The 25,306-nt window shown below is 71.8% G+C and carries 24 protein-coding genes and 1 pseudogene; 15 read left to right on the top strand and 10 right to left on the bottom strand.

Annotated elements, in window-relative coordinates; translation table 11 throughout:
- Positions 1-52: 52 nt before the first annotated feature.
- Together EOE48_RS10310 and rpmH are read right to left on the bottom strand one after the other, a co-directional pair.
- Positions 53-493 (bottom strand): ribonuclease P protein component, encoded by a 441-nt coding sequence (locus EOE48_RS10310; protein WP_127728712.1) that lies wholly within the window; start codon positions 491-493, stop codon positions 53-55.
- A gap of 13 nt (positions 494-506) precedes the next feature.
- Positions 507-641, bottom strand: coding sequence for a 50S ribosomal protein L34 (gene rpmH, locus EOE48_RS10305; protein ID WP_127728711.1), 135 nt, complete (start codon positions 639-641; stop codon positions 507-509).
- Between the two features lie 314 nt (positions 642-955).
- Between rpmH and EOE48_RS10300 the strand changes: the two genes are divergently transcribed.
- Together EOE48_RS10300 and rcdA are read left to right on the top strand one after the other, a co-directional pair.
- Entirely contained in the window at positions 956-1,147 is a 192-nt protein-coding gene (locus EOE48_RS10300; RefSeq protein WP_127728710.1) for a DUF1192 domain-containing protein, read from the top strand.
- Between the two features lie 376 nt (positions 1,148-1,523).
- Positions 1,524-2,054 (top strand): protease adaptor protein RcdA, encoded by a 531-nt coding sequence (gene rcdA / locus EOE48_RS10295; protein ID WP_127728709.1) that lies wholly within the window; start codon positions 1,524-1,526, stop codon positions 2,052-2,054.
- Positions 2,055-2,174: 120 nt separating this feature from the next.
- Here the strand turns inward: rcdA and rpmE are convergent, their stop codons facing one another.
- Complete coding sequence (gene rpmE, locus EOE48_RS10290) at positions 2,175-2,426, bottom strand: 50S ribosomal protein L31 (protein WP_127728708.1); 252 nt, start codon at positions 2,424-2,426, stop codon at positions 2,175-2,177.
- A 134-nt stretch (positions 2,427-2,560) separates the two neighbouring features.
- Between rpmE and EOE48_RS10285 the strand changes: the two genes are divergently transcribed.
- The 11 genes from EOE48_RS10285 (at position 2,561) to EOE48_RS10235 (ending at position 15,608) form a co-directional block, all read left to right on the top strand.
- Complete coding sequence (locus EOE48_RS10285) at positions 2,561-4,405, top strand: ABC transporter transmembrane domain-containing protein (RefSeq protein WP_127728707.1); 1,845 nt, start codon at positions 2,561-2,563, stop codon at positions 4,403-4,405.
- 92 nt (positions 4,406-4,497) lie between these two features.
- Positions 4,498-5,394 (top strand): LysR substrate-binding domain-containing protein, encoded by an 897-nt coding sequence (locus tag EOE48_RS10280; RefSeq protein ID WP_127728706.1) that lies wholly within the window; start codon positions 4,498-4,500, stop codon positions 5,392-5,394.
- A gap of 240 nt (positions 5,395-5,634) precedes the next feature.
- Positions 5,635-6,384, top strand: a complete 750-nt coding sequence (locus EOE48_RS10275; protein WP_127728705.1) for an SDR family NAD(P)-dependent oxidoreductase — start codon at positions 5,635-5,637, stop codon at positions 6,382-6,384.
- A gap of 63 nt (positions 6,385-6,447) precedes the next feature.
- Entirely contained in the window at positions 6,448-7,323 is an 876-nt protein-coding gene (locus EOE48_RS10270) for a transketolase (protein WP_127728704.1), read from the top strand.
- Positions 7,323-8,354, top strand: coding sequence for a transketolase family protein (locus EOE48_RS10265; protein WP_127728703.1), 1,032 nt, complete (start codon positions 7,323-7,325; stop codon positions 8,352-8,354). The genes EOE48_RS10270 and EOE48_RS10265 overlap by 1 nt, the downstream gene beginning before the upstream one ends.
- The gene (locus tag EOE48_RS10260) at positions 8,345-9,232 is read left to right on the top strand and encodes an NAD(P)-dependent oxidoreductase (protein ID WP_127728702.1); all 888 of its coding nucleotides are present in this window, start codon (positions 8,345-8,347) and stop codon (positions 9,230-9,232) included. The genes EOE48_RS10265 and EOE48_RS10260 overlap by 10 nt, the downstream gene beginning before the upstream one ends.
- Before the next feature lie 91 nt (positions 9,233-9,323).
- Complete coding sequence (locus EOE48_RS10255; protein WP_127728701.1) at positions 9,324-10,334, top strand: TRAP transporter substrate-binding protein; 1,011 nt, start codon at positions 9,324-9,326, stop codon at positions 10,332-10,334.
- Between the two features lie 31 nt (positions 10,335-10,365).
- Positions 10,366-12,243: a TRAP transporter large permease gene (locus tag EOE48_RS10250; RefSeq protein WP_127728700.1), complete on the top strand. Its 1,878-nt coding sequence runs from the start codon at positions 10,366-10,368 to the stop codon at positions 12,241-12,243.
- Positions 12,244-12,574: 331 nt separating this feature from the next.
- Complete coding sequence (gene tkt, locus EOE48_RS10245; RefSeq protein WP_127728699.1) at positions 12,575-14,569, top strand: transketolase; 1,995 nt, start codon at positions 12,575-12,577, stop codon at positions 14,567-14,569.
- 53 nt (positions 14,570-14,622) lie between these two features.
- Positions 14,623-15,132, top strand: a complete 510-nt coding sequence (locus EOE48_RS10240) for a hypothetical protein (RefSeq protein WP_127728698.1) — start codon at positions 14,623-14,625, stop codon at positions 15,130-15,132.
- A gap of 221 nt (positions 15,133-15,353) precedes the next feature.
- A complete protein-coding gene (locus EOE48_RS10235) occupies positions 15,354-15,608 on the top strand; it encodes a hypothetical protein (RefSeq protein ID WP_127728697.1) in 255 nt (84 codons plus the stop codon).
- Positions 15,609-15,622: 14 nt separating this feature from the next.
- Here EOE48_RS10235 and EOE48_RS10230 read toward each other — a convergent pair whose 3' ends face one another.
- The 7 genes and pseudogenes from EOE48_RS10230 to EOE48_RS10205 form a co-directional block, all read right to left on the bottom strand.
- Positions 15,623-16,762: a sulfate/molybdate ABC transporter ATP-binding protein gene (locus tag EOE48_RS10230; RefSeq protein ID WP_127728696.1), complete on the bottom strand. Its 1,140-nt coding sequence runs from the start codon at positions 16,760-16,762 to the stop codon at positions 15,623-15,625.
- A 1-nt stretch (position 16,763) separates the two neighbouring features.
- Entirely contained in the window at positions 16,764-17,630 is an 867-nt protein-coding gene (gene cysW / locus EOE48_RS10225) for a sulfate ABC transporter permease subunit CysW (RefSeq protein ID WP_127728695.1), read from the bottom strand.
- Entirely contained in the window at positions 17,623-18,495 is an 873-nt protein-coding gene (gene cysT, locus EOE48_RS10220) for a sulfate ABC transporter permease subunit CysT (protein ID WP_127728694.1), read from the bottom strand. Before cysT ends, cysW begins: the two co-directional genes overlap by 8 nt.
- Positions 18,492-19,493 (bottom strand): sulfate ABC transporter substrate-binding protein, encoded by a 1,002-nt coding sequence (locus tag EOE48_RS29785; protein WP_281292744.1) that lies wholly within the window; start codon positions 19,491-19,493, stop codon positions 18,492-18,494. The genes cysT and EOE48_RS29785 overlap by 4 nt, the downstream gene beginning before the upstream one ends.
- A 6-nt stretch (positions 19,494-19,499) precedes the next feature.
- A pseudogene (gene cysN, locus EOE48_RS29780) lies at positions 19,500-20,897 on the bottom strand (sulfate adenylyltransferase subunit CysN); the annotation flags it as partial.
- Positions 20,897-21,838 (bottom strand): sulfate adenylyltransferase subunit CysD, encoded by a 942-nt coding sequence (gene cysD, locus EOE48_RS10210; protein WP_127728692.1) that lies wholly within the window; start codon positions 21,836-21,838, stop codon positions 20,897-20,899. The pseudogene cysN and the gene cysD, both read right to left, overlap by 1 nt.
- Complete coding sequence (locus EOE48_RS10205) at positions 21,835-22,632, bottom strand: phosphoadenylyl-sulfate reductase (protein ID WP_127728691.1); 798 nt, start codon at positions 22,630-22,632, stop codon at positions 21,835-21,837. Before EOE48_RS10205 ends, cysD begins: the two co-directional genes overlap by 4 nt.
- A 214-nt stretch (positions 22,633-22,846) precedes the next feature.
- Here EOE48_RS10205 and EOE48_RS10200 point away from each other — a divergent pair, with 214 nt between their 5' ends.
- Positions 22,847-23,344, top strand: a complete 498-nt coding sequence (locus tag EOE48_RS10200; RefSeq protein ID WP_127728690.1) for an Lrp/AsnC family transcriptional regulator — start codon at positions 22,847-22,849, stop codon at positions 23,342-23,344.
- Between the two features lie 110 nt (positions 23,345-23,454).
- Positions 23,455-25,233: a diflavin oxidoreductase gene (locus tag EOE48_RS10195; RefSeq protein ID WP_127728689.1), complete on the top strand. Its 1,779-nt coding sequence runs from the start codon at positions 23,455-23,457 to the stop codon at positions 25,231-25,233.
- The last annotated feature ends 73 nt before the right edge of the window (positions 25,234-25,306 follow it).

Genomic DNA, 25,306 nt, shown 5'->3' with positions numbered 1-25,306 from the left:
CCTCCGGCCCTGCGACCAACACGAAGAGGCGATTCCGGAAACCGGGATCGCCTCAGGATTGACGTTCCGCCCCACCCGGACGGCCGCGCCGGCCGCCGCGCGGCGAGCCCGGCCTGGTCACCACGTCGAGCGCCCGGCGGATGTCCTCGACGAGGAGGGGAAAGGGCGCCGCGAGGGCGTCGCGCCGTCCGATCAGGACGACATCGGCCACCCGCCCGAGATGCCCGCCCGCCGCCTCGGCCACTGCGGCCTTCAGCCGGCGCCGGATGCGGTTGCGCTCGGTGGCGTGGCCGACCCGCTTGGTGACGGTGAAGCCGACCCGCAGCCCCTCCGGCGCGGGGGCATCCCCCGGGGCGGGCTCGCGCACGCGGCCCTGGGCGGACAGGCGCCCGGTATGGAAACGGCGGCCCTCGGCCGCCGCCAGATAGTCCGGGCGCCGCGTGACGCGCCCCAGCGCCGGCACGGGCGCGACGTCGTCGCCGCCGACCGCCATGCCGGACCGGCGGTTACGCCGAGAGACGCTTGCGGCCGCGCGAGCGGCGGGCGGCGATGACCTTGCGGCCGCCGACGGTGGCCATGCGGGCGCGGAAGCCGTGGCGGCGCTTGCGCACGAGCTTCGAGGGTTGATAGGTTCTCTTCACGGCTCACTCTCCGAAGGCCGGGGCCGCGCCGCACGCCCGTGCGGTGCCGCAAGCCCTCGTGGATCGATTGTCATCGGGCGAATAGACGATCGGCACCCGCGCGGGGCGCCGTCTCGCGTCGGGCCGGTGTATGGCCGAACGGTCCCCCCAAGTCAATCGCGGCGGCAGGTGGTCGCCCGCAGGGCAACCGCGCTGAAGCGACGGCCCTGGCGCTCGCCGTCCCGGCCGGCGCGCCCTTGAGCCCGGTCCCGAACCGGGCCATGCCGGGCGCCGGCCCGTTCCGATCCGGGACGGGGCAGGGGAGGACACGCGCGATGTTCGACGAGAACGACCGGCCGCCGCCGCGGCGGACGGGGCACGAGATCGGCCAGGATCTCGTCACGCTGTCGGTGGCCGACCTCGACGAGCGGCTGGTCCTGCTGCGCGGCGAGATCGACCGGCTGGAGGAGGCGCGGCGCCGCAAGCTCGCCTCGCAGGAGGCCGCCGAGGCGTTCTTCAAGCGCTGAGGCGCCGGCGGCAAGCCCTCGCGGGGGCGGCCGGATTCGAGCGGTCGACCCGGCGCGTTAATCATTCGTTAGCCTTTCCGCGCGATAACCAACCCATCCAGTCGTCTGGATGTCGAGTGGGTCCTGTCCACTCTGTTTGATGCCTCCCTGTACGACTTTCGAGCCGCCCCCTCCGGGGCGGCTTTCTTTTTTCGCCCTCCCGCCGCCGGTCCCCGGATCGCGCCGGCCCCCTGCGGCGTTCCCCCCTTAAGGTTAACAACCGGTTGCCGGCGCGGGGACGCCCGGTTGGCGCTATCGTTGCCACCATCGGCCCAGAGGCAGGCGGCGAGGCCCGGATCGGGACGGCCGCCGGTGCGAGACGGGCTCAGGAGGTACCATGGTCGAGATGGATGTCATGTTCCGGGAAGCCCGCGGCACCGTGCGGTTCGGCGAGACCTTCGTCGCGTCCGAGGCGTTCCGGACGCTGTTCCGGGAGGGCATGACCCTGGTGGAGGACACCGCCGCCTATCTCGACGGTCCCGGCCGCGAGGAATCGCGGCTGCTCGCCCGCCACGCCTCCCTGGCCTATGCGAGCGAGAGCATGCGGCTCACCACCCGGCTGATGCAGATCGCCTCCTGGCTGCTCGTCCAGCGCGCGGTCTCGGAGGGGGAACTCACCCTCAGCGAGGCGGCGCAGGAGAAGACCCGGGTCCGCCTCACCAACCAGGAGCCCGCCGGCACCGCGCCGTCCCTCGTCGCCGAGCTGCCGCTGTCGCTCCAGGCGCTGATCGGGCAGTCGAAGCGCCTGCACGCCCGGATCCTGCACCTCGACACCCTGATCTCCGACGATCGCCCGACGCCCGAGCCGCGCGAGAGCCCGGTCGTCGCCCAGCACGACCGCCTGCGGCAGGCGTTCCGGATGGCGTAGGCATCCGGCCGGATGGCGTGAGCGTCCGGCACCAGATGGCGCACGCGAAAAAGCCCCGGACCTCGCGGCCGGGGCTTTTTCGCGTCGTCGGAGAACCGGCGCCCCGAGGGCGCCCGGGTCTCACTTCTTGCCGAACGAGAGGGCGCCGAAGCGCGAGTTGAAGCGAGACACGCGGCCGCCGCGATCCATCAGCTTCTGCTCGCCGCCGGTCCAGGCCGGGTGGGTGTTGGGGTCGATGTCGAGGTTGAGGGTGTCGCCCTCCTTGCCGTAGGTCGACCGGGTGACGTACTCGGTGCCGTCGGTCATCACCACCTTGATGAAGTGGTAGTCGGGGTGCTCCGTCGCCTTCTTGGCGGCAGCGTTCTTTGCCATGACGAATTCCTTGATGCGACCCGTCCGACAGCGTACCGCCGGGCCGCGGCCATTGATCGCGCGTAATCGGATGAGCGGGGGCCTATACCCCACCTCGCGACCACGAACAAGCGTACACGGATCCCACCGCCCACATGCCTTCCGAATCTGACGCGAACCGGCCCAAGGCCGCTCTCGGCGCGCTGAGGCCGCTCGTCCCCTTCGCGGCCCGCTACCGCGGGCGGATCGCCGCCGCGGTGGTGGCGCTGGTCGCGGCCTCGGCCGCGACCCTGGTGGTGCCGGTGGCGGTGCGGCGGGTGGTCGATCTCGGCTTCACCCACGGCAGCGCCGAGGCCGGGCTCGGCATGATCGACGCCTATTTCGGCGGCCTGATCGGCGTCGTCGCGGTGCTCGCGGTGGCGAGCGCCAGCCGGTACTACCTCGTCGTGACCCTCGGCGAGCGGGTGGTGGCCGACCTGCGGACCGCGGTGTTCGGCCAGCTCACCCGCCTCGACCCGGCCTTCTTCGACCGCTCCCGCAGCGGCGAGCTGGTCTCGCGCCTCACCGCCGACGCCGCGCAGGTGAAGTCGGTGTTCGGGGTCTCGTTCTCGATCCTTTTGCGCAACGTCTTCCTGTTCGCTGGCGCCGTCGCCATGATGGTGTGGACGAGCCCGCGCCTCTCGGTGCTGGTCCTCGCGGCGATTCCCGTGATCGTCTTCCCGCTGATCCTGTCGGGCCGCGGGGTGCGGCGGCGCTCGCGCCTCGCCCAGGACCGCCTCGCCGACGCCTCGGCCTACGCCACCGAGGCGGTCGGCGCCGTGCGCACCATGCAGGCCTTCGGCATGGGGCCGGCCACCGCCGCACGGTTCTCGGAGGCCTCGGAAGCCGCCTTCGCGGCGTCGCGGGACTCGGCGCGGGCGCGGGCGCTGCTCACCGGCGTCGCGATCTTCCTCGTCTCCGGCAGCGTCGTCGGCGTGCTGTGGTACGGCGCGCAAGGGGTGGCCGGCGGCACGATGAGCGCCGGCCAGCTCTCGCAGTTCGTGCTCTACGCGGTGTTCGGCGCGAGCGCGCTCGGCCAGCTCTCGGAGGTCTACGGCGAACTCACCCTCGCGGCCGGCGCCGCCGAGCGCCTCGCCGAGATCCTCGCCACCCGCCCGGCGATCGAGCCGCCGGCCCGGCCGCTGCCGCTGCCCGAGCCGCCCCGCGGCGAGATCGCCTTCGCCCGGGTCGGCTTCACCTATCCGACCCGCCCCGGGCGCCCGGCCCTGCGCGACCTCGACTTCACGGTGGCGCCGGGCGAGCGGGTCGCCCTCGTCGGCCCCTCGGGCGCCGGCAAGAGCACGGTGCTGCAACTGCTGCTGCGGTTCTACGACCCGGATTCGGGGGAGGTGCGGATCGACGGCGTGGCGGTCGACACGGCCGATCCCGATGCCCTGCGCCGCCGCATCGCCCTGGTGCCGCAGGACCCGACGGTGTTCAGCGGCAGCGTCCTCGACAACATCCGCTACGGCAGCCCCGAGGCCGGCGAGGCGGCGGTGATCGCCGCGGCCGAGCGCGCCCACGCGGACGGGTTCATCCGGGCCCTGCCGCAGGGCTACGCCACCCTCATCGGCGAGCGCGGCGTCACCCTGTCGGGCGGCCAGCGCCAGCGCATCGCCATCGCCCGGGCGATCCTGAAGGATGCCCCGATCCTGCTCCTCGACGAGGCGACCTCCGCCCTCGACGCCGAGAGCGAGCGGGCGGTGCAGGCGGCCCTCGACCTCTTGATGAAGGGGCGCACCACCCTCGTCATCGCCCACCGCCTCGCCACGGTGCGGGCGGCCGACCGCATCCTGGTGCTCGACGACGGCCGGGTGGTCGAGCAGGGCACGCACGAGCGGCTGCTCGCCCGCGGCGGGCTCTACGCCCAGCTCGCCGCGCTGCAGTTCGACAGCCTGGACGGCGGGGCGCTCCAGGCCCAGGCGGGACGGCGGCTGGCCGGCACCCCGGCGGAGGCGTGAGGGGTCCAGGGCAATCGGGCGAACCCGATTGCCCTGGTGAGGGGTCCCGCCCGGATTGCCAACCGCCCCCGGGCCCGTGCATTCCTTACGGCATGTCCCTGCCGGTGCCCCTCTCCGCGGTGCGCTCGTTCGAGGCGGCCGCCCGGCGGCGCTCGTTCAAGGCGGCGGCCGTCGAGCTGAACCTCACGGCGAGCGCGGTCAGCCACGCGATCCGCAAGATGGAGGACGCCCTCGGCGTCGCGCTGTTCGAGCGCGGCGGCCACGGCGTCGCCCTCACGCCGGCCGGCGAGGCGCTGCTGGAGCATGTCGGGCGCGCCTTCGAGGAACTGCATCGCGGGCTCGACCTCGTGGCGGCCCGCGGCTCGCAACTGCTGCGGCTGCACTGCGCCCCGAGCTTCGCCGCCCAGTGGCTGACCCCGCGGCTCGCCCGCTTCCTCGCCGACCATCCGGGCTTCGAGGTGCGGCTCGCCGCCGGCATGGACTATGCCCGCTTCACCACCGACGAGTTCGACGCCGACATCGTCTACGGGCCGCCGCGGGGGCAGGGACTCGTCGTCCTGCCGCTGGTCACCGAGACGGTGACGCCGCTCTGCGACCCCGAGCGGGCGGCGCGGATCCGCCGGGCCGCCGACCTCGCCGACCATGTTTTGATCCAGAGCGACAACAAGCAGGTGCGCTGGCCGCTCTGGTTCGCCCGCAACGACCTGCCGCCGCCGCGCCCGCAGGGGGTGCGGTTCGACCGCAGCTTCCTCGCCATCGCGGCCGCCGCCAACGGCCTCGGCGTCGCCCTCGAATCGACCCTGCTCGCCGAGGCCGAGATCGCCAGCGGCCGCCTCGTCGCGCCGCTCGCCGGCCGGTCGCAGGACGTGACCTATGTCGGCCACCACCTCGTCTTCCCGGCCGCGACCCGGCGGCGGGCGCCGCTGCGGCTGTTCGCCGAGTGGCTGGCGGGGGAGCTGCGAATCGAACTCAACCTCCCGGACCTCTGATCCCCGGTGAAGCCGCCCGCGACGTGAATCCGATTCATCACCCCCGTGCAAACATCGCGTTTGTTCCCTGAGGGGCCGGATGGCAGGGTGCCCCCAACGAAAGCGAGAGGAAGCGCCCGGCCGCCAAGGCCGGAGGGTGACGGCAGGACGAGCCTCCTGCCGGCGACGGCCGCGCCGTGCGTGGCCCACCGCCTCCCGCGATCAAGGATCCTCGCCCGAACGGGCGACAGGGAGGTTGTCATGCTTCTGTCCGACAAGGTCTGCGTCATCACCGGTGCGGCGTCCCTTCGCGGGATCGGCCGGGCCACCGCCCGCCTGTTCGCCGAGCACGGCGGCAAGGTGGTGATCCTCGACCTCGACGCCGGTCAGGCCGAAGAGGCCGCCCGCGACCTCGGCCCCGGCCATCTCGGGCTGGCCTGCAACGTCACCGACAAGGCCGCCTGCCTCGCCGCCGCCGACGAGATCGTCTCGCGCCTCGGCCGCATCGACGTGCTGATCAACAACGCCGGCATCACCCAGCCGCTCAAGATCATGGACATCGCGCCGGAGAACTACGACGCGGTGACCGACGTGAACCTGCGCGGCACCCTGTACATGTCGCAGGCGGTGATCCCGCAGATGCGCCAGCAGCGATCCGGCTCGATCGTCTGCATGTCGTCGGTCTCGGCCCAGCGCGGCGGCGGCATCTTCGGCGGTCCGCACTACAGCGCGGCCAAGGGCGGCGTGCTCGGCCTGTGCAAGGCGATGGCGCGCGAACTCGGCCCCGACGGCATCCGCGCCAACTCGGTGACGCCCGGCCTGATCCAGACCGACATCACCGGCGGCAAGCTCACCGACGAGCTGAAGGCCGACATCATCAAGGGCATCCCGCTCGCCCGCCTCGGCGTCGCCGACGACGTCGCCAAGGCGTGCCTGTTCCTCGCTTCCGACCTGTCGTCCTACACCACCGGTGCGGTGATCGACGTCAACGGCGGCATGCTGATCCACTGACCCCCGCCGGGCGCGCCGCGCGGCGCGCCTCCCAGAATCACCCAGACAACCCGGGAGGACACCATGCAGCCGGAACCGGCCGCCTCTCCGCACGACCGCTCGAACGTCTCGCTCGCCGAGCGCGCCTACCGCATCCGCCGCCATGCCCTGCGCATGGGCGAGGTCCAGGGCCAGGGCTACATCGCCCAGGCGCTCGGCATCGCCGACGTGCTGGCGGTGTCGTACTTCCACGCCATGACCTATCGGCCGAACGACCCCGAATGGGAGGGCCGCGACCGCTTCCTGCTCTCGATCGGCCACTACGCCATCGCGCTCTATGCCGCCCTGATCGAGGCCGGCATCGTCCCGGAGGACGAGCTGGAGACCTATGGCGGCGACGACAGCCGCCTGCCGATGTCCGGCATGGCCGCCTACACCCCCGGCATGGAGATCACCGGCGGCTCCCTCGGCCACGGCCTCGGGCTCGCGGTCGGCTTCGCGCTGGGGCTCAAGCGCAAGAACTCCAAGGCGTTCGTCTACAACCTGTTCTCCGACGGCGAACTCGACGAGGGCTCGACCTGGGAGGCGGCGATGTCGGCCGGCTCCTACGGCCTCGACAACCTCATCGGCATCGTCGACGTCAACGGCATGCAGGCCGACGGCCCCTCGACCGGGGTCCTCAACTTCGAGCCGCTGGCGCCGAAATTCGAGGCGTTCAACTGGTTCGTCCAGCGGGTCGACGGCAACGACCTCGACGCGGTGGTGAAGGCGTTCGACGCCGCCCGCAGCTACGAGGGCAGGAAGCCCCGCATCGTTATCTGCGACACCCGCATGGGCAAGGGCGTGCCGTTCCTCGAGGAGCGCGAGCGCAATCACTTCCTGCGCGTCGAGGCCGACGAGTGGACGAAGGCCCTGGACGTCCTCGAACAGGGCTACCGCAGCACCGAGGGGAGGGCGTGATGAGGCGCTCGAAGTACGAACGGCCCGCGCATCTCGGGCAGGCGAGCGACGGTCCGCGCCTGAAGACCTCGGCGATGATCGCCTCGCTCGCCGCCGAAGGGCAGCGCACCGTAGCGGCCCCGTTCGGGCACGCCCTGGCGAAGCTCGCCGAGGAGCGCCCCGAGATCGTCGGGCTGAGCGCGGATCTCAGCAAGTACACCGACCTGCACATCTTCGCGAAGGCGCATCCCGACCGCTTCTACCAGATGGGCATGGCCGAGCAGCTGCTCATCAGCGCGGCGGCCGGCATGGCGCGGGAGGGCTTCATGCCCTTCGCGACGACCTACGCGGTGTTCGCGGCGCGGCGCGCCTACGACTTCATCTGCCTCGCGATCGCCGAGGAGAACCTGAACGTCAAGATCGCCTGCGCCCTGCCGGGCCTGACCACAGGCTACGGCCCGAGCCACCAGGCGACCGAGGACGTCGCGATCTTCCGCGGCATGCCGAACCTGACCATCATCGACCCGTGCGACGCCCACGAGATCGAGCAGGTCGTGCCCGCCATGGCGGCGCATCAGGGCCCGGTCTACCTGCGCCTGCTGCGCGGCAACGTCCCGCTGATCCTCGACGAGTACGGCTACACGTTCGAGCTCGGCAAGGCCAAGACCATCCGCGACGGCAACGACGTGCTCATCATCTCGTCGGGCCTGATGACCATGCGGGCGCTCGAGGCCGCCCAGAAGCTCGCCGACGACAGGGTCGACGTCGCGGTGCTGCACGTGCCGACGATCAAGCCCCTCGACGAGGCGACGATCCTGCGCGAGGTGGCCAAGGGCGGCCGGCTCGTGGTGGTGGCCGAGAACCACACGGTGATCGGCGGCCTCGGCGAGGCGGTGGCCGGGCTGCTGCTGCGCTCGGGCACCATCCCGCCCGGCTTCCGCCAGATCGGCCTGCCGGACGAGTTCCTCGACGCCGGCGCGCTGCCGACCCTTCACGACCGCTACGGCATCTCGACCGACGCGGTGGCGCGGAGGATCCGCGAGTGGCTCTGAGCGTCGCCTTCGCGGGCCTCGGCTCGATGGGCGTGCCGATGGCGCGCAACCTCGTGCGAAGCGGCTTCCCGGTCCGCGGCTACGACGTGCGGCCCGAGGGACGGGCCGCCTTCGAGGCGGCGGCCGGCCGCGGCGGCACCGCCGCCAGCACGGTCGCGGCGGCGGCGGAAGGCGCCGACGTCCTGATCCTGATGGTGGTCAACGCCGCCCAGGCCGAGGCCGCCCTGTTCGGCGAGGGCGCGCTCGCCGCGCTCGCGCCGGACGCCACCGTGATCCTGATGGCGACCTGCCCGCCGGACGCGGTGGCGGGCCTCGCCGCCCGCGTCGAGGCGGGCGGGCGCCGCTTCGTCGACGCCCCGGTCTCCGGCGGGGTCGTCGGGGCGGAGGCCGCGACGCTGACCATCATGGCGGCGGCGCCCGCCGAGGTGCTGGCGCGGGTGCGCCCGGTCCTCGACGCGCTCGGCGACAAGGTGTTCGTGGTCGGCACGAAGGCGGGGCAGGGAGCGACCGTCAAGGCGGTCAACCAGCTCCTGTGCGGCGTCCACATCGCCGCCTGCGCCGAGGCCCTGTCCCTCGCCGCCCGGGTCGGCGTCGATCTCGGCGTGGTGCTGGAGATCCTGTCCGGCTCCTCGGCGTCGAGCTGGATGCTCAAGGATCGCGGACCGCGGATGCTCGAGGCCGAGCCGCGGGTGACGAGCGCCGTCGACATCTTCGTCAAGGATCTCGGCATCGTGCTGGAGGCCGGACGCGACCAGAAGGCGGCCCTGCCGCTGGCGGCGCTCGCCCACCAGCTTTTCCTGTCGACCTCCGGCCGCGGCGACGGCGCCGCCGACGACAGCCAGGTGATTCGCGCCTATCGCCTGCTCAACGGCGATTGAGGGCCGACGTCCCGCCGCGGGGAAGACCCTGCGGCGGAGCGGCCCCGCCGGGGCGCCATCAAGACCCAACGACATCCCAGGGAGCACGTCCATGAGCCAGTTCACCCGCCGCAGCCTGCTGGCCGGCGCCGCCGCCATGCCGCTGTTCGGCATCCTCACCCGCCGGGCCGACGCCGCCGAGTTCGACTACAAGCTCGCCACCGGCCAGGATCCGACCCACCCGGTCAACATCCGGGCCCAGGAGGCGCTCGACCGCATCCGCGAGGCCTCGGGCGGCCGCCTCGACATCAAGCTGTTTCCGGCCAACCAGCTCGGCTCCGACACCGACCTGCTGTCGCAGGTCCGCAACGGCAGCGTCGAGTTCTTCAACCTCTCGACCTCGATCCTCTCGACCTTCGTGCCGGTCGCCGCCCTGCCCAACACCGGCTTCGCGTTCAAGGACTACGACGCGGTCTGGAAGGCGATGGACGGCGGCGTCGGCACCTACGTCCGCGAGCAGATCGCCAAGACGCCGATCCAGACCGTGTCGAAGGTGTGGGACAACGGCTTCCGCCACATCACCTCCTCGACCCGCGAGATCCGTACCCCCGAGGACCTGAAGGGCTTCAAGATCCGCGTCCCGCCCTCGCCGATGCTGACCTCGGTGTTCAAGGCGCTCGACGCCGGCGCGGCGCCGCTGAACTTCAACGAGCTGTACTCGGCGCTGCAGACCAAGATCTTCGAGGGCCAGGAGAACCCGCTCGCCATCACGGCGACGACCCGGCTCTACGAGGTGCAGAAGAGCTGCAGCCTCACCGGCCACGTCTGGGACGGCTACTGGATCCTCGGCAACAAGCGCGCGCTCCAGCGCCTGCCGGAGGACCTGCGCGCCCTGGTGACCAAGGAACTCGACCGGTCGGCCGACGACCAGCGCGCCGACATCGTCAAGCTCAGCTCCGCCCTGCGCACCGAACTGTCGGGGAAGGGGATCACCTTCATCGACGTCGACCGCGAGCGGTTCCGGGATGCCCTCGGCAAGACCAGCTTCTACAAGGACTGGAAAGCCAAGTACGGCGACGCCGCCTGGGACCAGCTCGAGGCGGTCTCCGGCAAGCTGGCCTGACAACAACCGATCACGCTCTGGGAGGAGCCCGATGCATCTTGAACTCGCGACCGACGCGCCGCCGTTGCCGGCCACCGGCCGGCAGGCCGTGCTGAAGACCCTGGACGACCTCCTGGGTCGCCTGATCGAGATTCCCGCGGCGCTCCTCGTGGTGGCCGAGGTGGTGGTTCTGCTGGGAGGCGTGGTCAGCCGCTACGTCTTCCACGCCCCGATCGTCTGGTCGGACGAACTCGCCTCGATCCTGTTCCTCTGGCTCGCGATGCTCGGCGCGGTGGTGGCCTACCGCCGCGGCGAGCACATGCGGATGACCGCCCTGGTCAGCCTCGCCTCGCCGCGGACCCGCGCCTTCCTGGACGCGGTGTCGCTCACGGCGGGGCTGGTCTTCGTCACCCTGCTGCTGCACCCGGCCTACGAGTTCGCGGCGGAAGAGATTTTCGTGCAGACGCCGGCGCTGGAGATCACCAACGCCTGGCGTGCCGCCGCCCTGCCGGTCGGCTTCGGGCTGATGTTCGTCATCTCGGTCCTGCGCCTGCTGGAGAGCGGCGACTGGCGCGTCGCCGCCGCGGCGCTCGTGGTCGCCGCCCTGGTCGCGGTCGCCCTGATCCTGCTGGAGCCGGTGCTGCGCACGCTCGGCAACTGGAACCTGCTGCTGTTCTTCGTCATCGGCGTCGGCGCCCTGGTCTTTTCCGGCGTGCCGATCGCCTTCGCGTTCGGGCTCGCCACCTTCGCGTATCTCGTCTTCACCACCCGCGCCCCGTCGATGGTGGTGGTCGGCCGGATGGACGAGGGGATGAGCCACCTGATCCTGCTCGCCGTGCCCCTGTTCGTGTTCCTCGGCCTGCTGATCGAGATGACCGGCATGGCCAAGGCGATGGTCGGCTTCCTCGCCTCGCTCCTCGGCCACGTCCGCGGCGGCCTGCACTACGTGCTGGTGGGCGCGATGTACCTCGTCTCGGGCATCTCGGGCTCCAAGGCCGCCGACATGGCGGCGGTGGCCCCCGTGCTGTTTCCCGAGATGAAGGCGCGCGGCGCCAAGGAGGGCGACCTCGTCGCGCTGCTCTCGGCCACCGGCGCCCAGACCGAGACCATCCCGCCGAGCCTCGTTCTCATCACCATCGGGTCGGTGACCGGCGTCTCGATCACCGCCCTGTTCACCGGCGGCCTGCTGCCGGGCCTCGTGCTCGGCATCACCCTGTGCGCCCTCGTCTGGTGGCGCTACCGCAACGAGGACCTGAGCCACGTCAAGCGCGCCACCGGCGCCGAGATCGGCAAGGCCCTGGTCATCGCCTTCCCGGCGCTGGCGCTGCCCTTCGTGATCCGCGCCGCGGTGGTGGAGGGCGTCGCGACGGCGACCGAGGTCTCGACCATCGGCATCGTCTACGCGATCTTCGCCGGCCTGCTGATCTACCGCCAGTTCGACCTCAAGCGGGTCTACCCGATGCTGGTCTCGACCGCCTCGCTGTCGGGGGCGATCCTGCTCATCATCGGGGCGGCGACCGGCATGGCCTGGGCGCTCACCCAGTCCGGATTCTCGCAGAGCCTCGCCGTGATGATGAAGGGCCTGCCCGGCGGCCCGCTCGGCTTCCTGATCGTGTCGGCGGTGGCGTTCGTGATCCTCGGCTCGGTGCTGGAAGGCATCCCGGCGATCGTGCTGTTCGGCCCGCTGCTGTTCCCGATCGCCAGGCAGGTCGGGGTGCACGAGGTGCACTACGCGATGGTGGTGATCCTGGCGATGGGCGTCGGCCTGTTCGCCCCGCCCTTCGGCGTCGGCTACTACGCGGCCTGCGCGATCAGCCGGATCCATCCGGACGAGGGCATCCGTCCCATCGTCGGCTACATCGTCGCCCTGCTGGTCGGCCTCGCCGTGGTCATCGCTGTGCCGTGGATCTCAATCGGCTTCCTCGGCTGAGGCGAGCCGTGACGGCGGCGGGAGCTTGGCTCCCGCCGCTCCCAAGACCCTGTCCCTTTTCCCGGACGACTGAAGCGTCAGCGCAGGGAGATCCGGGATCCAGCGAAAGAAGTGCCGCGGAGCGGCTCAGCCTGTCGGCACCGTGGCTGAGTCCAGACGCTTCGCGACTTGGTGTGCTGGTTCCCGGATCTCCTTCCACTGCGTTTCGGTCGTCCGGGAAAGGGGGACGACAATCAAACCTTTCTCCCAGATTTCGACACCCTCGCCCTCCCCGACGCCCCTCCCGGGGCGCCCGGCGGAGCCTTGCCGCGAGACAGCCCAGGACGACCCCATGACCCCCTCCGTCTCCCCCGGCCGGATGGCCGACGCGATCCGGTTCCTCGCTCTCGACGCGATCGAGCGGGCCGGCGACGGTCATCCCGGGGCGCCCCTGGGCTGCGCCGAGATCGCCACCGCGCTGTTCACCCGCCACCTCGTCTGCAATCCGGCCGATCCGGAATGGCCGAACCGCGACCGCTTCGTGCTGTCGAACGGTCACGGCTCGATGCTGCTCTACGCCCTGCTGCACCTGTCGGGCTACGACGGCATCTCGATCGAGGCGATTCGCAACTTCCGCGAACTCGGCTCGCCCTGCCACGGCCACCCGGAATACGCGCCGCATCTCGGCATCGAGGCGACCACCGGCCCGCTCGGGCAGGGCATCGCCAACGCGGTCGGGATGGCGGTGGCCGAGGCGCGGCTCGCCGCCGAGTTCGGGCCCGACCTCGTCGACCACCGCACCTACGCCCTCGTCGGCGACGGCTGCCTGCAGGAGGGCGTCGCCCACGAGGTGATCTCGCTCGCCGGCCACCTGCGCCTCGGCAAGCTCGTCTTCCTGTGGGACGACAACCGCATCACCGACGACGGCGGCACCGAGCTGTCGATCTCCGAGGACGTGCGCGCCCGTTTCCAGGCGGCGCAGTGGCAGGTCATCGACGCCGACGGCCACGACGTCGAGGCGGTCTCGGCCGCCCTGCTCCTCGCCCGCCAGGACCCGCGCCCGACCCTGATCGCCTGCCGCACGGTGATCGGCCGCGGCCTGCCGCGGCTCGAAGGCCAGCGCGGCGCCCATGGCGGCCGGGTCTTCGCGCAGGACCTCGCCGAGGCCCGCACCGCCCGCGATTGGGACCATCCGGCCTTCACCGTGCCGGACGACGTGCTCGCCGCGTGGCGCGAGGGCGCCGGCGCGCGCAACCGCGCGGCCTACGAGTCCTGGCGCGCCGCCCGCGCCGCGCTGCCGCCCGAGACCCGCGAGGCGTTCGACCGCCGCCACGACGCCCGCCTGCCCGAGGGCTGGCAGGCCACCCTGCACGCCCTGCGCGACCGTCTCGCCGGCACCGCGATGGCCTCGATCGAGGTCTCGGCCGAGGCCGTGGCCCGGCTCTCCGAGGCGATGCCCGAGCTGTTCAGCGGCGCCCCCGACCTCGAAGGCCCGACGAAGCACAAGCAGGCCCTGCCGGCCTTCACGGCGGAGAACCGTGGCGGGCGCTACCTGCATTACGGCATCCGCGAGCACGCCATGGGCGCGATGATGAACGGCATCGTCGCCCATCGCGGCCTGATCCCGGTCGGCGCGACCTACCTCGTGTTCTCCGACTACATGCGGCCGCCGCTCAGGATGGCGGCTTTGATGGAGTTGCCGGTCGTCACGGTCTACAGCCACGATTCGATCGGCATCGGCCGCAACGGCCCAACCCACCAGCCCGTCGAGTTCCTCGCCTCCCTGCGGGCGATCCCCAACATGCTGGTGCTGCGCCCGGCCGACGCCGTCGAGGCGGTGGAGTGCTGGGAGATGGCGCTCACCAACCGCCACGGTCCGACCTCGCTGATCTGCTCGCGGCAGGCCCTGCCGGCCCTGCGCGAGGGCGGCGGCGCCAACCGATCGGCCCGCGGCGCCTACGTGCTGGCCGACGCCCAGGGCGGCGAGCGGCGTGCCACGATCGTCGCGACGGGATCGGAGGTCGCGGTGGCGCTCGCGGCGCGGAAAGTCCTCCAGGCCGAGGGGGTGCCGACCGCCGTGGTGTCGATGCCGTCCTGGGAGGCGTTCGAGGCGCAGGATCCGGAGTACCGGGCCTCGGTGATCCCCCGCGGCCCGGTGCGGGTCGCGGTCGAGGCGGCGATCCGCCAGGGCTGGGACCGCTGGATCGGCGAGGACGGCGGCTTCGTCGGCATGACCGGCTTCGGCGCCTCCGGCCCGGCCGAGGAACTCTTTCGCCATTTCGGCATCACGCCCGAGGCGGTGGCGCAGGCGGTGCGGGCGCGGCTGTCGCCGTCGGCCGGCCATTGACCGGACCGGCCGGGGACCTACCCTCCAGGTCCCCGCCGAGCCGGATCCGCCGCGTGCACCACGACGCCCTGCCGCTCTCGAAGAGCACGCATATCCGCGTCGCCTGCGGCGGCGGCGACCGTGAAGTCACGATCGCGAGCCTGCGGCGGCGACTGGGGATCGACGCCCTGGTGCGGCTGCATCCGGCCGATTTCCGGGCGCTGCCGCCGGAGTGGCGGCACTTCGTGCATTTCAATCTCGAACACACCACCAACGCGGCGGGCGAGCGCTACGCCGTCGTGCCGATCGTGACGCCGGGGTGCCGGCGTGATGACGGCACCGAGGTGCTGCCGGTGGTCGATCTCGCGCCCCGCCGGATCGGCACCTGCCTCGAGGTCCGCCAGGGCGTGCCGCTGGCCGAGATCGGCCCCGACCTCTTCGCGCACTCGCTGCCCCACATCCGCTCGCCCGGGCAACTGGCGCAGGCGCTGGTCGAGCGCTACCGCGACCTATTCCCGGACCTGTCCGACGCCGAGATCGCCGCCCGCGGCTGCGCCATCACCCGCATCGCCTTCGACCCGTGATACGGAATCCGGAAGATTGCTTCCGGATTCCGTATCATCAGCCCGCGCGGCGCAGAGCAAAGCTCTGCGCGCACCTGAGGGGAGTCGATTTCCGCATCGCGAAGCGATCCATCGGAACTCGTATGACCCCGGCCGCCGAACCTTTGCCATGGTGCGGGCTGAGGGTGAGGCGTCGCGGAGGTCGCGTCCGCGTCGAGTCGTGTGATGCCGGAGGGCTCTCGATGACCGGAAAGACGTCCATTGCGGCGTTCGCCGCCTGCCTGATCCTGGCGACCGGCGCCGGCTTCGCCGGAGCCCAGGCGCCGAAACCCGCTCCGGCCGCCAAGCCGGCCCCGTCCGGACAGAGCGCCGACGACGCGATGACCGACGTCGACCCGGCGGTGGTGGCCCAGTGCAAGTCCGAGGCGGACCGGAAAAGGCTGAAGGGCGCTCCGCGGACCGAGTTCCTGCGCGCCTGCGCCGACCCCGAGGATTGAACGGCCGCTGCCGCTCACCCCCGGGCGAACACCCGCGCCGCCGCCGCCTCGAGCCGCACCCGGTCGCCCGGCCGGTAGACCTCGGTGACCGCCACCTCGACCGGCGCCTCGGCGCCGTCGAGCTGGATCTCCGCCACCGTCCCGCGACCGGTGCGGCGCCACTCGCGCACCGTGCCCGGCAGGGCGTTCTCCCCCTGGCCGACCGCGAGGTCCCACGGGCGCAGGCACAGATCGACCGGGCCCTGCGGCCAGCCGGACTCGGCGGCCAGCACCGGGCGGCCGTCGACCCAGACCCGGCCCTGCCGCACCTCGGCCGCGAGGCGGGCGGTCTCGCCGACGAACGACATCACGAAGCGCGAGGCCGGGTGGTCCTGGACCTCGTGCGGGGCGCCGACCTGCTCGATCCGGCCGCGGTTGAGGATCGCGATCCGGTCGGCGAGTTCGAGCGCCTCGTCCTGGTCGTGGGTGACGAAGATCGTGGTCTGGCCGGTCTCGCGGTGGATCTCGCGCAGCCAGCGGCGCAGGTCCTTGCGCACCTGGGCGTCGAGGGCGCCGAACGGCTCGTCGAGGAGCAGCACCGAGGGCTCGACGGCGAGCGCCCGGGCGAGCGCGACCCGCTGGCGCTGGCCGCCGGAGAGCTGGCCGGGATAGCGCTTGGCCAACGTCGGGAGTTGTACGAGGTCGAGCAGCCGCTCGACCCGCGCCTTGATCTCGGCCTCCGGCGGGCGGCGCTTGCGCTCGCGCGAGCGCAAGCCGTAGGCGATGTTCTCGAACACCGTGAGGTGGCGAAACAGGGCGTAGTGCTGGAACACGAAGCCGACGCCGCGGCGCTGGACCGGGATGTCGGTGGTGTCCTGGCGGCCGAAGAACACCCGGCCGCCATCCGGGATCTCCAGGCCGGCGATGACGCGCAGCAGGGTGGTCTTGCCCGAGCCCGAGGGCCCGAGCAGCGCCAGCAGCTCGCCCGGCGCGATGTCGAGGCTGACGCCCTCGAGAGCCGCCGGGCCGGCGCCGCCATAGGACTTGAGGATGCCCTCGACCCGCACCGCGGTGCCGCCGTGATGCACGGCGCCCGACGCGAGGCTGTCGGCGCGGGCGCGCAGGTCGTCGCGGGCGAGGCCGGAGACGCCGGCGGGAGCCAGGGTGGCGGTCATCTCAGTGGCCTCCGCGCCCTGCGAGAGAATCCGCGTGGCGCCATTCGAGGAAGGTCTTTCCGGCCAGCGTGACGAGGGCCAGGAGAGCCAGGAGAGAGGCGATGCCGAAAGCCGCGACGTAGTTGTATTCATTGTACAGGATCTCGACGTGGAGCGGCATGGTGTTGGTGAGACCGCGGATCCGCCCGGACACCACCGAGACGGCACCGAACTCGCCCATTGCCCGGGCGTTGCACAACAGAACCCCGTAGAGCAGCGCCCAGCGGATGTTGGGGAGCGTGACCGTCCGGAAGACCCGCCAGGGGCTCGCCCCGAGGGTCAACGCGGCCTCCTCGTCGGTGGTGCCCTGGTCCTGCATCAGCGGGATCAGCTCGCGGGCCACGAACGGGAAGGTGACGAACACCGTCGCCAGCACGATGCCGGGCACCGCGAAGATGATCTCGATGCCGTGGCGCTGGAGGAACGGGCCGAGCAGGCCCTGGGCGCCGAAGATCAGGACGTAGATCAGCCCGGCCACCACCGGCGAGACCGAGAACGGCAGGTCGATCAGCGTGATGAGCAGGTTGCGGCCGCGGAAGTCGAACTTCGCGATCGCCCAGGAGGCGGCGAGCCCGAACGCGACGTTGAGCGGCACCGCGATGACCGCCACCAGCAGCGTCAGGCGGATCGCCGCCTGCGCGTCCGGCTCGGCGAAGGTGTCGAGGAACGAGCCGAGCCCCTTGCTCAGGGCCTCGGTGAACACCACCGCGAGCGGCAGCAGCAGGAACAGCGCGAGGAACGCCACCGCCGCGACGGTCAGGGCGATGCGGACCGGCCGCGGCTCGGTGAGCGCCGCGATGCTCCGGGGGGAGGCCAGGCCCTCAGACATGACCGAACCTCCTCCGGCTGTAATCCTGGATCAGGTTGATCGCCAGGAGCGCGGAGAACGACATCAGCAGCATCACCGCCGCGATCGCGGTGGCGCCGGTGTAGTTGAACTCCTCGAGCTTGATGACGATGAGCAGCGGCGCGATCTCGGAGACGTAGGGCAGGTTGCCGGCGACGAAGATCACCGAGCCGTACTCGCCGACCGCGCGGGCGAAGGCCAGCGCGAAGCCGGTCAGCATCGCGGGGACCAGCGGCGGCAGGATCACGGTGACGAGGGCGCGGAATCGCGAGGCGCCCAGGATCGCGGCCGCCTCCTCGCTCGACTTGTCGATCTCGGCCACCAGCGGCTGCACCGTGCGGACGCAGAACGGCAGGCCGACGAAGACCAGCGCCACCAGGATGCCGAGCGGCGTGTACGCGACCTTGATGCCGAGTTCGGCGAGCGGCGCGCCGAGCCAGCCGTTCGGGGCGTAGAGGGCGGCGAGCGCGATGCCCGCGACCGCGGTCGGCAGGGCGAAGGGCAGGTCGACCAGGGCGTCGATGAGCCGCCGGCCGGGGAAGCGGTAGCGGGTCAGGACCCAGGCGATCAGCAGCCCGGCCACAGCGTCGATGGCGGCCGCCGCGAGCGAGAGGCCGAACGAGGTCTTCAGCGCCGCGAGGTTGCGGGAATCGGTGACGAGCGCCCACAGCCCGGCCGGGCCGATGGCGGAAGCACGCAGCAGCAGCACCGCGAGCGGCAGCAGCACGACCAGCGTCAGGTAGGTGACCGTGATGCCGAAGGTGAGGCGGAATCCGGGCAGCGCGCTCGGGCGCAGGAACGGCCGCCCCGCGCGCGGGGCGGCCGGCGCCAGGGCCGCGGGGCTCACTGACGCGCCTTGAGGATGGTGTCGAACACGCCGCCGTCGTCGAAGTGGGTCTTCTGCGCCTTGGCCCAGCCGCCGAACGCGCCGTCGATGGTGACGAGCTTCAGCTTCGGAAACCGGGCGAGATCCTCCTTGGCGGCGGCCGATTCGTCGCGCGGGCGGTAGTAGTTCCTGGCGATGATCCGCTGCGCCTCGGGGGTGTAGAGGAACTGCAGGTAGGCCTCCGCCTGCTTGCGGGTCCCCTTCTGGTCGACGTTGGCGTCGACGAGCGACACCGGCGGCTCGGCGAGGATCGACAGCGACGGCACGACGATGTCGAACTTGCCCTTGCCGAACTCCTCGTCGGCGAGGAAGGCCTCGTTCTCCCAGGCGACCAGCACGTCGCCGAGACCGCGCTGCACGAAGGTCGTGGTCGCGCCGCGGGCACCCGTGTCGAGCACCGGCACGTTCTTGAACAGGCCGACGAGGAAGTCCTTCGCCTTGGCCTCGTCGCCGCCGTTCTTCTCCAGCGCGTAGGCATAGGCCGCGAGGTAGTTCCAGCGCGCCCCGCCCGAGGTCTTCGGGTTCGGGGTGATGACCTGGATCCCCGGCTTCACCAGGTCGTCCCAGTCCTTGATACCCTTCGGGTTGCCCTGGCGGACCAGGAACACGATGGTCGAGGTGTAGGGCGTCGAGTTGTGCGGCAGCCGCGACTGCCAGGTCTCCGGCAGCTTCTTCGAGCGCGAGGCGATCGCGTCGATGTCGCTGGCGAGCGCCAGCGTCACCACGTCGGCCGGCAGCCCGTCGATGACCGAGCGGGCCTGCGCGCCCGAGCCGCCATGCGAGGCGCGCACCGTGACGGCCTCGCCGGTCTTGGCCTTCCACTCCTTGGCGAAGGCGGCGTCGATCGCCCGGTAGAGCTCGCGGGTCGGGTCGTAGGACACGTTGAGGAGCTGCTGGGCGCGCGCCGGCTCCGCCGCCCCGGCGACGCCGAGGAGCGAGGCGCCGGCGAGAAGGGCCAGGCCCTTGCCGCCGAACAGCCGGCGCAGGCCGGACAGGAGGCCGCCGCCGGCGGGGGCCTCGGCGCGGGGCTCCGGCTTCGCCGCGGGCTCGCCGCCCTTCGGCGAGGCCGGCGCGAGGACGAGGCCGAGCGCCGCGGTGTCGGTCGAGATCCGGTCGATCAGGATCAGGCTGCCGGTATCGCGGTTGTCGCGGTAGGCGTCGACCGCGACCTTGCGGTCGAGGCTCAGCACCACGTCGCCGATGTCGTTGGCCGCGAGGCTCGGGGCCGGCGAGGCCAGCCCGGTCTCGGGATCGACCCGCGTGCGGACCGTCACGGTGGCGTTCGTCGTCACGGTGCCGATCTTGGCGACGAGGGTCGCGCCCTCCTCCAGCGGCGTCTCGCCGGCCCAGAACAGGCGCACGTCGATCTGGTCGGCGACCCGCGGCGGCGCGGAGGCGGCCGCGATGACGCTGCCGCGCGAGGCGTCGATCTCCTCGGCGAGCACCAGGGTGACGGACTGGCCGGCCACCGCCTCGGGCAGGTCGCCGTCGGCGGTGTAGATCCGCGCGACCGTGGTGGAGCGGCCCGAGGGGAGTTCGACGACGGCGTCGCCCGGTGCGACGCGGCCCGAGGCGATCAGGCCCGAGAAGCCGCGGAAGTCGGAATTGGGCCGGTTGACCCACTGCACCGCCATGCGGAACGGTGCCGCCTCCTCGCCCTCGTGGGTCGGGACCTCTTCGAGGTACTGGAGCAGGGGCTTGCCCTCGTACCAGTCGGCGGCGGCGCCCGGCAGCACGACGTTGTCGCCGTTGGCCGCCGAGAGCGGGATGGCCGCCACCTCGGCGAAGCCGAGATCCCGGGCGAAGCCGTCGAAGTCGGCGACGATGGCCTCGAACCGGTCCTGCGACCAGCCGATCAGGTCCATCTTGTTGACGGCGAGCACGACGCGGCGGATGCCGAGCATTGAGACCAGCAGGGCATGGCGCCGGGTCTGGCGCGACAGGCCCTTGCGGGCGTCGACCAGCAGCACCGCGACCTCGGCGGTCGAGGCGCCGGTCGCCATGTTGCGGGTGTACTGCTCGTGGCCGGGGGTGTCGGCGACGATGAACGAGCGCCGGTCGGTCGAGAAGAACCGGTAGGCGACGTCGATGGTGATGCCCTGCTCGCGCTCGGCCTGGAGGCCGTCGACGAGGAGCGCGAGATCGAGCGCGCCGCCGCGGGTGCCGTGCCGGCGCGAGTCGCGCTCCAGCGCGCTGACCTGATCGTCGAAGATCTGCTTGGTGTCGTGCAGGAGCCGGCCGATCAGGGTCGACTTGCCGTCGTCGACCGAGCCGCAGGTGATGAAGCGCAGCACTTCCTTGCGCTGGTGCGTCGCCAGGAAGGCCTCGTAGCCGAAGGCGCGGGGAGTCTGGTGCAGGGTCATCAGAAGTAGCCTTCCTGCTTCTTGCGCTCCATGGCGCCGGCGCCGTCCTTGTCGATCACCCGACCCTGCCGCTCGGAGGTGCGGGCGGCCAGCGTCTCGCCGATGATCTCGGGCAGGGTCGCGGCCGGGCTCTCGACCGCGCCGGTCAGCGGGTAGCAGCCCAGCGTGCGGAACCGGACCAGCCGGGTCTCCGGGGTCTCGCCGGGTTCGAGCGGCAGCCGCGCGTCGTCGACCATGATGAGCTGGCCGTCGCGGCTCACCACCGGGCGCTCGGCGGCGTAGTACAGCGGCACGATCGGGATGTTCTCCTGGGCGATGTAGAGCCAGATATCCAGCTCGGTCCAGTTCGACAGCGGGAAGACCCGCAGGGACTCGCCCCTCTGCTTGCGCATGTTGTAGAGGTGCCAGGGCTCGGCGCGCTGGCGCTTGGGGTCCCAGCGGTGCTGGGCGGTGCGCAAGCTGACGATGCGCTCCTTGGCCCGGCTCGCCTCCTCGTCGCGGCGCGCGCCGCCGAAGGCTGCGTCGAACTTGTGCTTGTCGAGCGCCTGCCGCAGGGCCTGCGTCTTCATCACGTCGGTATGGACCTCGGAGCCGTGGCTGATCGGCCCGATGCCGCGGGCGAGCCCGTCCTGGTTGGTGTGGACCAGGAGGTCGAGGCCGAGCTCCTTCACCCGGGCGTCGCGAAAGGCGATCATCTCCCGGAACTTCCAGGTCGTGTCGACGTGGAGCAGCGGGAACGGCAGCTTGCCCGGGGCGAACGCCTTCAGGGCGAGGTGCAGCAGGACCGACGAGTCCTTGCCGATCGAGTACAGCATCACCGGGTTCTCGGTCTCGGCGACCGTCTCCCGGAAGATGTGGATGCTCTCCGCCTCCAGGCGCTGGAGGTGGGTGAGGCGGGTCGTGAGGTCGGCCGGATCGGCCAGGGTGGCGGCGGCGCTCATGCGGCCAGCTCCGGATTCGAGGAAGAGAGAGAGGAGGCGCTGCCCTCGAAGGCGGCAGGCTCCTCGCCGGGGGCGGCGACCGGGGCGACGTGCAGCCCGCATTCCTGCTTGGATTGCTGCTCCCACCACCAGCGGCCGGCCCGCTCGGGCTCGCCGACCTTCACCGCGCGGGTGCAGGGGGCGCAGCCGATCGACGGGAAGCCGCGGTCGTGCAGCACGTTGTAGGGCACGAAGTTCTGCCGCACCGCCTCGGCGACCTGCTCGCGCGACCAGTCGGCGAGCGGGTTGATCTTGATGAGGCCGCGGGCCTCGTCGGCCTCGGCGAGGGGCGTGTCGGCGCGGTTGGCCGACTGGCCGGCGCGCAGGCCGGTGAGCCAGCCGGCGGCGCCGTCGAGCGCGCGGCCGAGCGGCACGACCTTGCGGAAGCCGCAGCAGGCCTGCCGCGCCTCGACCGAGTGGCGGAAGCCGTTGATGCCGCGCTCGGCGACGTAGGCCTCCTCGGCCTCGCGCTCCGGCGCGTAGGCGCGGATGCGGAAGTCGTAGGCGACCTCGGTCTCGGCCCAGGTGTCGTAGGTCTCCGGGAAGAGCCGGCCGGTATCGAGGGTCACGATCTCGGCCCGCGACTTCGCCATCCGCAGGAAGTGGGTCAGCGCCTGATCCTCCAGGCCGAAGCTCGTGGTGAACACGAGCCGGCCCGCGACCGTGCGGTCGATCAGGGCGAGGCGCTGCGGCAGGCTCAGCGGCAGGAGCGCCGAGGCGAGGTCCTGCGCCGCGCGGTCGAGGGAGAGAGGCATGAGATACGCTGGAAGGCTGCTTGTCCGAGGGGGTAACTGTTCGCTATACCGAACACTGTCAAGGCATGCCTGCGTTGCGCACACCATCTTTCGTGCCGCCGCGCCGTCGCGCGCCGACCCCCGGATAGGGGGCCGGACACGGCCTGCGAAGAAAGTCCTTCTCCGCCGCCCGGGTTCCCGCTGGGTCATCATCTCGCCAGAACAGGAGGCGCGCATGGATGCGATCGACCTGAAGATCCTCGCCCTGCTGCAGACCGACGCGACGCTGTCGATCGCCCAGATCGGCGAGCGCGTCGGCTTGTCGCAGACGCCGTGCTGGAAGCGCATCCAGCGCCTGGAAGCGGACGGGGTCATCGACCGCCGCGTCGCCGTGCTCGATCCGGTCAAGCTCGGCCTCGGCCTCACCGTCTTCGTCTCCGTGGAGACGAGCGACCATTCCCGCGAGTGGCTGGAGCGGTTCGCCACCGCGGTCGCGGCGATGCCGGAGGTGCTCGAATTCTACCGGATGGCCGGGGACGTCGACTACATGCTGCGGGTCGTGGTGGCCGACATGCAGGCCTACGACGCCTTCTACAAGCGCCTCATCGCCTCGCTGCCGCTCAAGAACGTCACCTCGCGCTTCGCGATGGAGAAGGTGAAGAGCACCACGGCCCTGCCGCTGCCCGCCTCACCCCCCGGCCCGACTCTCCGCGTCGTGGCCGGAGGAGAATAAAAATCTCCTGGCTTTCGCATCCGCGATAACAACGATCTCCCGGAGTCGCGTTCTTCAAAAAGAACATTCCCATTGACTCCGTCCGATCGCGCCCTCACATGGTGCCCGTCATGTCACGCCCCGCGCTCCTTCCCCGCACGGCCCCCTTCGGCGACGCCGAGCGGGCCCATCTCGATGCCGCCCTCGTCGCGGCGACGCCGCTCCAGCGCGCCTGGCTCACCGGCTTCCTCGCCGGGCTCGACGCCGCCGCCGGGGCGCCCGCCGTCGAGGCCGCGGCCCCCGCCGCGCCTCCGCGGGCGGCCGAGCCGCTGACAATCGTGTTCGCGAGCGAGTCCGGGAACTCGGAGAAGCTCGCCGGGGACGTCGCCAAGCTCGCGCGCAAGAACGGCTTCAAGCCCAAGACCGTCGACTTCGCCGATCTCGACGTCGCCGCCCTCGGCCGCGAGAAGCGCCTCGTCGTCATCGCGGCGACCTGGGGCGAGGGCGAGCCGCCGGCCCGGGCGGTGCGGGCCTATGGCGAGCTGATGGGCGAGGGCGCGCCGCGCCTCGACGGCGTGAAGTTCGGCGTCCTGGCGCTCGGCGACACGTCGTATGCCGAGTTCTGCGCCATCGGGAAGCGCCTCGACGCCCGGCTGGCCGAGCTCGGGGCCGAGCGGGTGCTCGACCGGGTCGATTGCGACCTCGACTTCGACAAGCCGGCCGCCGAGTGGATCAAGGGCGCCCTCAAGGCGCTCGCTCCGGCCGAGCCCGCCGGCAACGTCGTGGCGGTGGATTTCGCCCGCGCTGCTGCTGTGGACGCCGACGAGGCCGAGGTCAGCCGCGAGCCCGTCACCGCCGAGGTGATCGAGCACGTCAACTTGAACTCGTCGCGCTCCGACAAGGAGACGATCCACCTCGCCCTCGCCTTCGAGGACGGCGCCCCGGCCTACGAGCCCGGCGACTCGCTCGAACTCTATCCCGAGAACGACCCGGCGCTGGTCGACCAGATCCTCAAGGCCGCCGGGCTGGAGGGCGACGCGGCGCTGCGGCAGGCGCTGCTCGCCGAGCGCGACATCACCACCCTGTCGAGCGCGACGATCGAGCGCTTCGTCAAGGCGACCGGCCACGAGGAGGCCCGCCGGCTGATCGACAACGGCGAGGTCCGCGCCTGGATCGAGGGCCGCCACCTCGTCGACCTGATCGAGACCTACCCGGCCAAGCTCACCGCCGCGCACCTGTCGGAGATCACCCGGCCGCTGCCGCCGCGGGCCTACTCGATCGCCTCCTCGCGCAAGGAGGTCGGCGACGAGGCCCACCTCACCATCGCGGCGGTGCGCTACGAGACCCACGGCCGCGCCCGGTCCGGCGTCGCCTCGGTCCACGTCGCCGATCGGATCCGCAACGGCGCCAAGCTGAAGGTGCGGGTGAAACCCAACCGCCACTTCCGCCTGCCGGCCGATCCGGCGACCGACGTCATCATGGTCGGCCCCGGCACCGGCGTCGCCCCGTTCCGCGCCTTCGTGCAGGAGCGCCGCGCCAGCGAGGCCCCCGGCCGCAACTGGCTGTTCTTCGGCGACCGCCACTTCACCCACGACTTCCTGTACCAGCTCGAATGGCAGGACGCGCTGGAGGACGGCTCGCTCGCGCGCATCGACGTGGCGTTCTCCCGCGACCAGCCGGAGAAGATCTACGTCCAGGACCGGCTGTTCGAGCATCGCCGCCAACTGGTGGACTGGCTCGACGGCGGTGCCCATTTCTACGTCTGCGGCGACGCCAAGGCGATGGCCAAGGACGTGCGCGCCGCCGTGGTGCGGGCCTATGCCGACGTGAAGGCGCTCTCGTCGGAGGCCGCCGAGGCGGCGGTGGCGGCGCTGGAGAAGGCCAGACGCTACCAGCAGGACGTGTATTGAGACAGCGCGGGATTCCCACTGCCGAGAGGGCTACAGCGTTCAAACATTCTCAAAGAGGCGCGGGTTCTCTCCT

It is taken from the genome of Methylobacterium oryzihabitans (assembly GCF_004004555.2).
Taxonomy (GTDB): Bacteria; Pseudomonadota; Alphaproteobacteria; order Rhizobiales; family Beijerinckiaceae; genus Methylobacterium; species Methylobacterium oryzihabitans.
Note: the sequence above shows the minus strand (reverse complement) of the source record. Positions and strands in the feature narration are given on the sequence as shown.

Excerpts from the sequence above, each read along its gene's own strand:
- EOE48_RS10310 (WP_127728712.1), bottom strand. The coding sequence starts at position 493 with ATGGCGGTCGGCGGCGACGACGTCGCGCCCGTGCCGGCGCTGGGGCGC.
- EOE48_RS10300 (WP_127728710.1), top strand. The coding sequence starts at position 956 with ATGTTCGACGAGAACGACCGGCCGCCGCCGCGGCGGACGGGGCACGAG.
- rcdA (WP_127728709.1), top strand. The coding sequence starts at position 1,524 with ATGGTCGAGATGGATGTCATGTTCCGGGAAGCCCGCGGCACCGTGCGG.
- rpmE (WP_127728708.1), bottom strand. The coding sequence starts at position 2,426 with ATGGCAAAGAACGCTGCCGCCAAGAAGGCGACGGAGCACCCCGACTAC.
- EOE48_RS10285 (WP_127728707.1), top strand. The coding sequence starts at position 2,561 with ATGCCTTCCGAATCTGACGCGAACCGGCCCAAGGCCGCTCTCGGCGCG.
- EOE48_RS10280 (WP_127728706.1), top strand. The coding sequence starts at position 4,498 with ATGTCCCTGCCGGTGCCCCTCTCCGCGGTGCGCTCGTTCGAGGCGGCC.
- EOE48_RS10275 (WP_127728705.1), top strand. The coding sequence starts at position 5,635 with ATGCTTCTGTCCGACAAGGTCTGCGTCATCACCGGTGCGGCGTCCCTT.
- EOE48_RS10270 (WP_127728704.1), top strand. The coding sequence starts at position 6,448 with ATGCAGCCGGAACCGGCCGCCTCTCCGCACGACCGCTCGAACGTCTCG.
- EOE48_RS10265 (WP_127728703.1), top strand. The coding sequence starts at position 7,323 with ATGAGGCGCTCGAAGTACGAACGGCCCGCGCATCTCGGGCAGGCGAGC.
- EOE48_RS10255 (WP_127728701.1), top strand. The coding sequence starts at position 9,324 with ATGAGCCAGTTCACCCGCCGCAGCCTGCTGGCCGGCGCCGCCGCCATG.
- EOE48_RS10250 (WP_127728700.1), top strand. The coding sequence starts at position 10,366 with ATGCATCTTGAACTCGCGACCGACGCGCCGCCGTTGCCGGCCACCGGC.
- tkt (WP_127728699.1), top strand. The coding sequence starts at position 12,575 with ATGACCCCCTCCGTCTCCCCCGGCCGGATGGCCGACGCGATCCGGTTC.
- EOE48_RS10235 (WP_127728697.1), top strand. The coding sequence starts at position 15,354 with ATGACCGGAAAGACGTCCATTGCGGCGTTCGCCGCCTGCCTGATCCTG.
- EOE48_RS10230 (WP_127728696.1), bottom strand. The coding sequence starts at position 16,762 with ATGACCGCCACCCTGGCTCCCGCCGGCGTCTCCGGCCTCGCCCGCGAC.
- cysW (WP_127728695.1), bottom strand. The coding sequence starts at position 17,630 with ATGTCTGAGGGCCTGGCCTCCCCCCGGAGCATCGCGGCGCTCACCGAG.
- cysD (WP_127728692.1), bottom strand. The coding sequence starts at position 21,838 with ATGAGCGCCGCCGCCACCCTGGCCGATCCGGCCGACCTCACGACCCGC.
- EOE48_RS10205 (WP_127728691.1), bottom strand. The coding sequence starts at position 22,632 with ATGCCTCTCTCCCTCGACCGCGCGGCGCAGGACCTCGCCTCGGCGCTC.
- EOE48_RS10200 (WP_127728690.1), top strand. The coding sequence starts at position 22,847 with ATGGATGCGATCGACCTGAAGATCCTCGCCCTGCTGCAGACCGACGCG.
- EOE48_RS10195 (WP_127728689.1), top strand. The coding sequence starts at position 23,455 with ATGTCACGCCCCGCGCTCCTTCCCCGCACGGCCCCCTTCGGCGACGCC.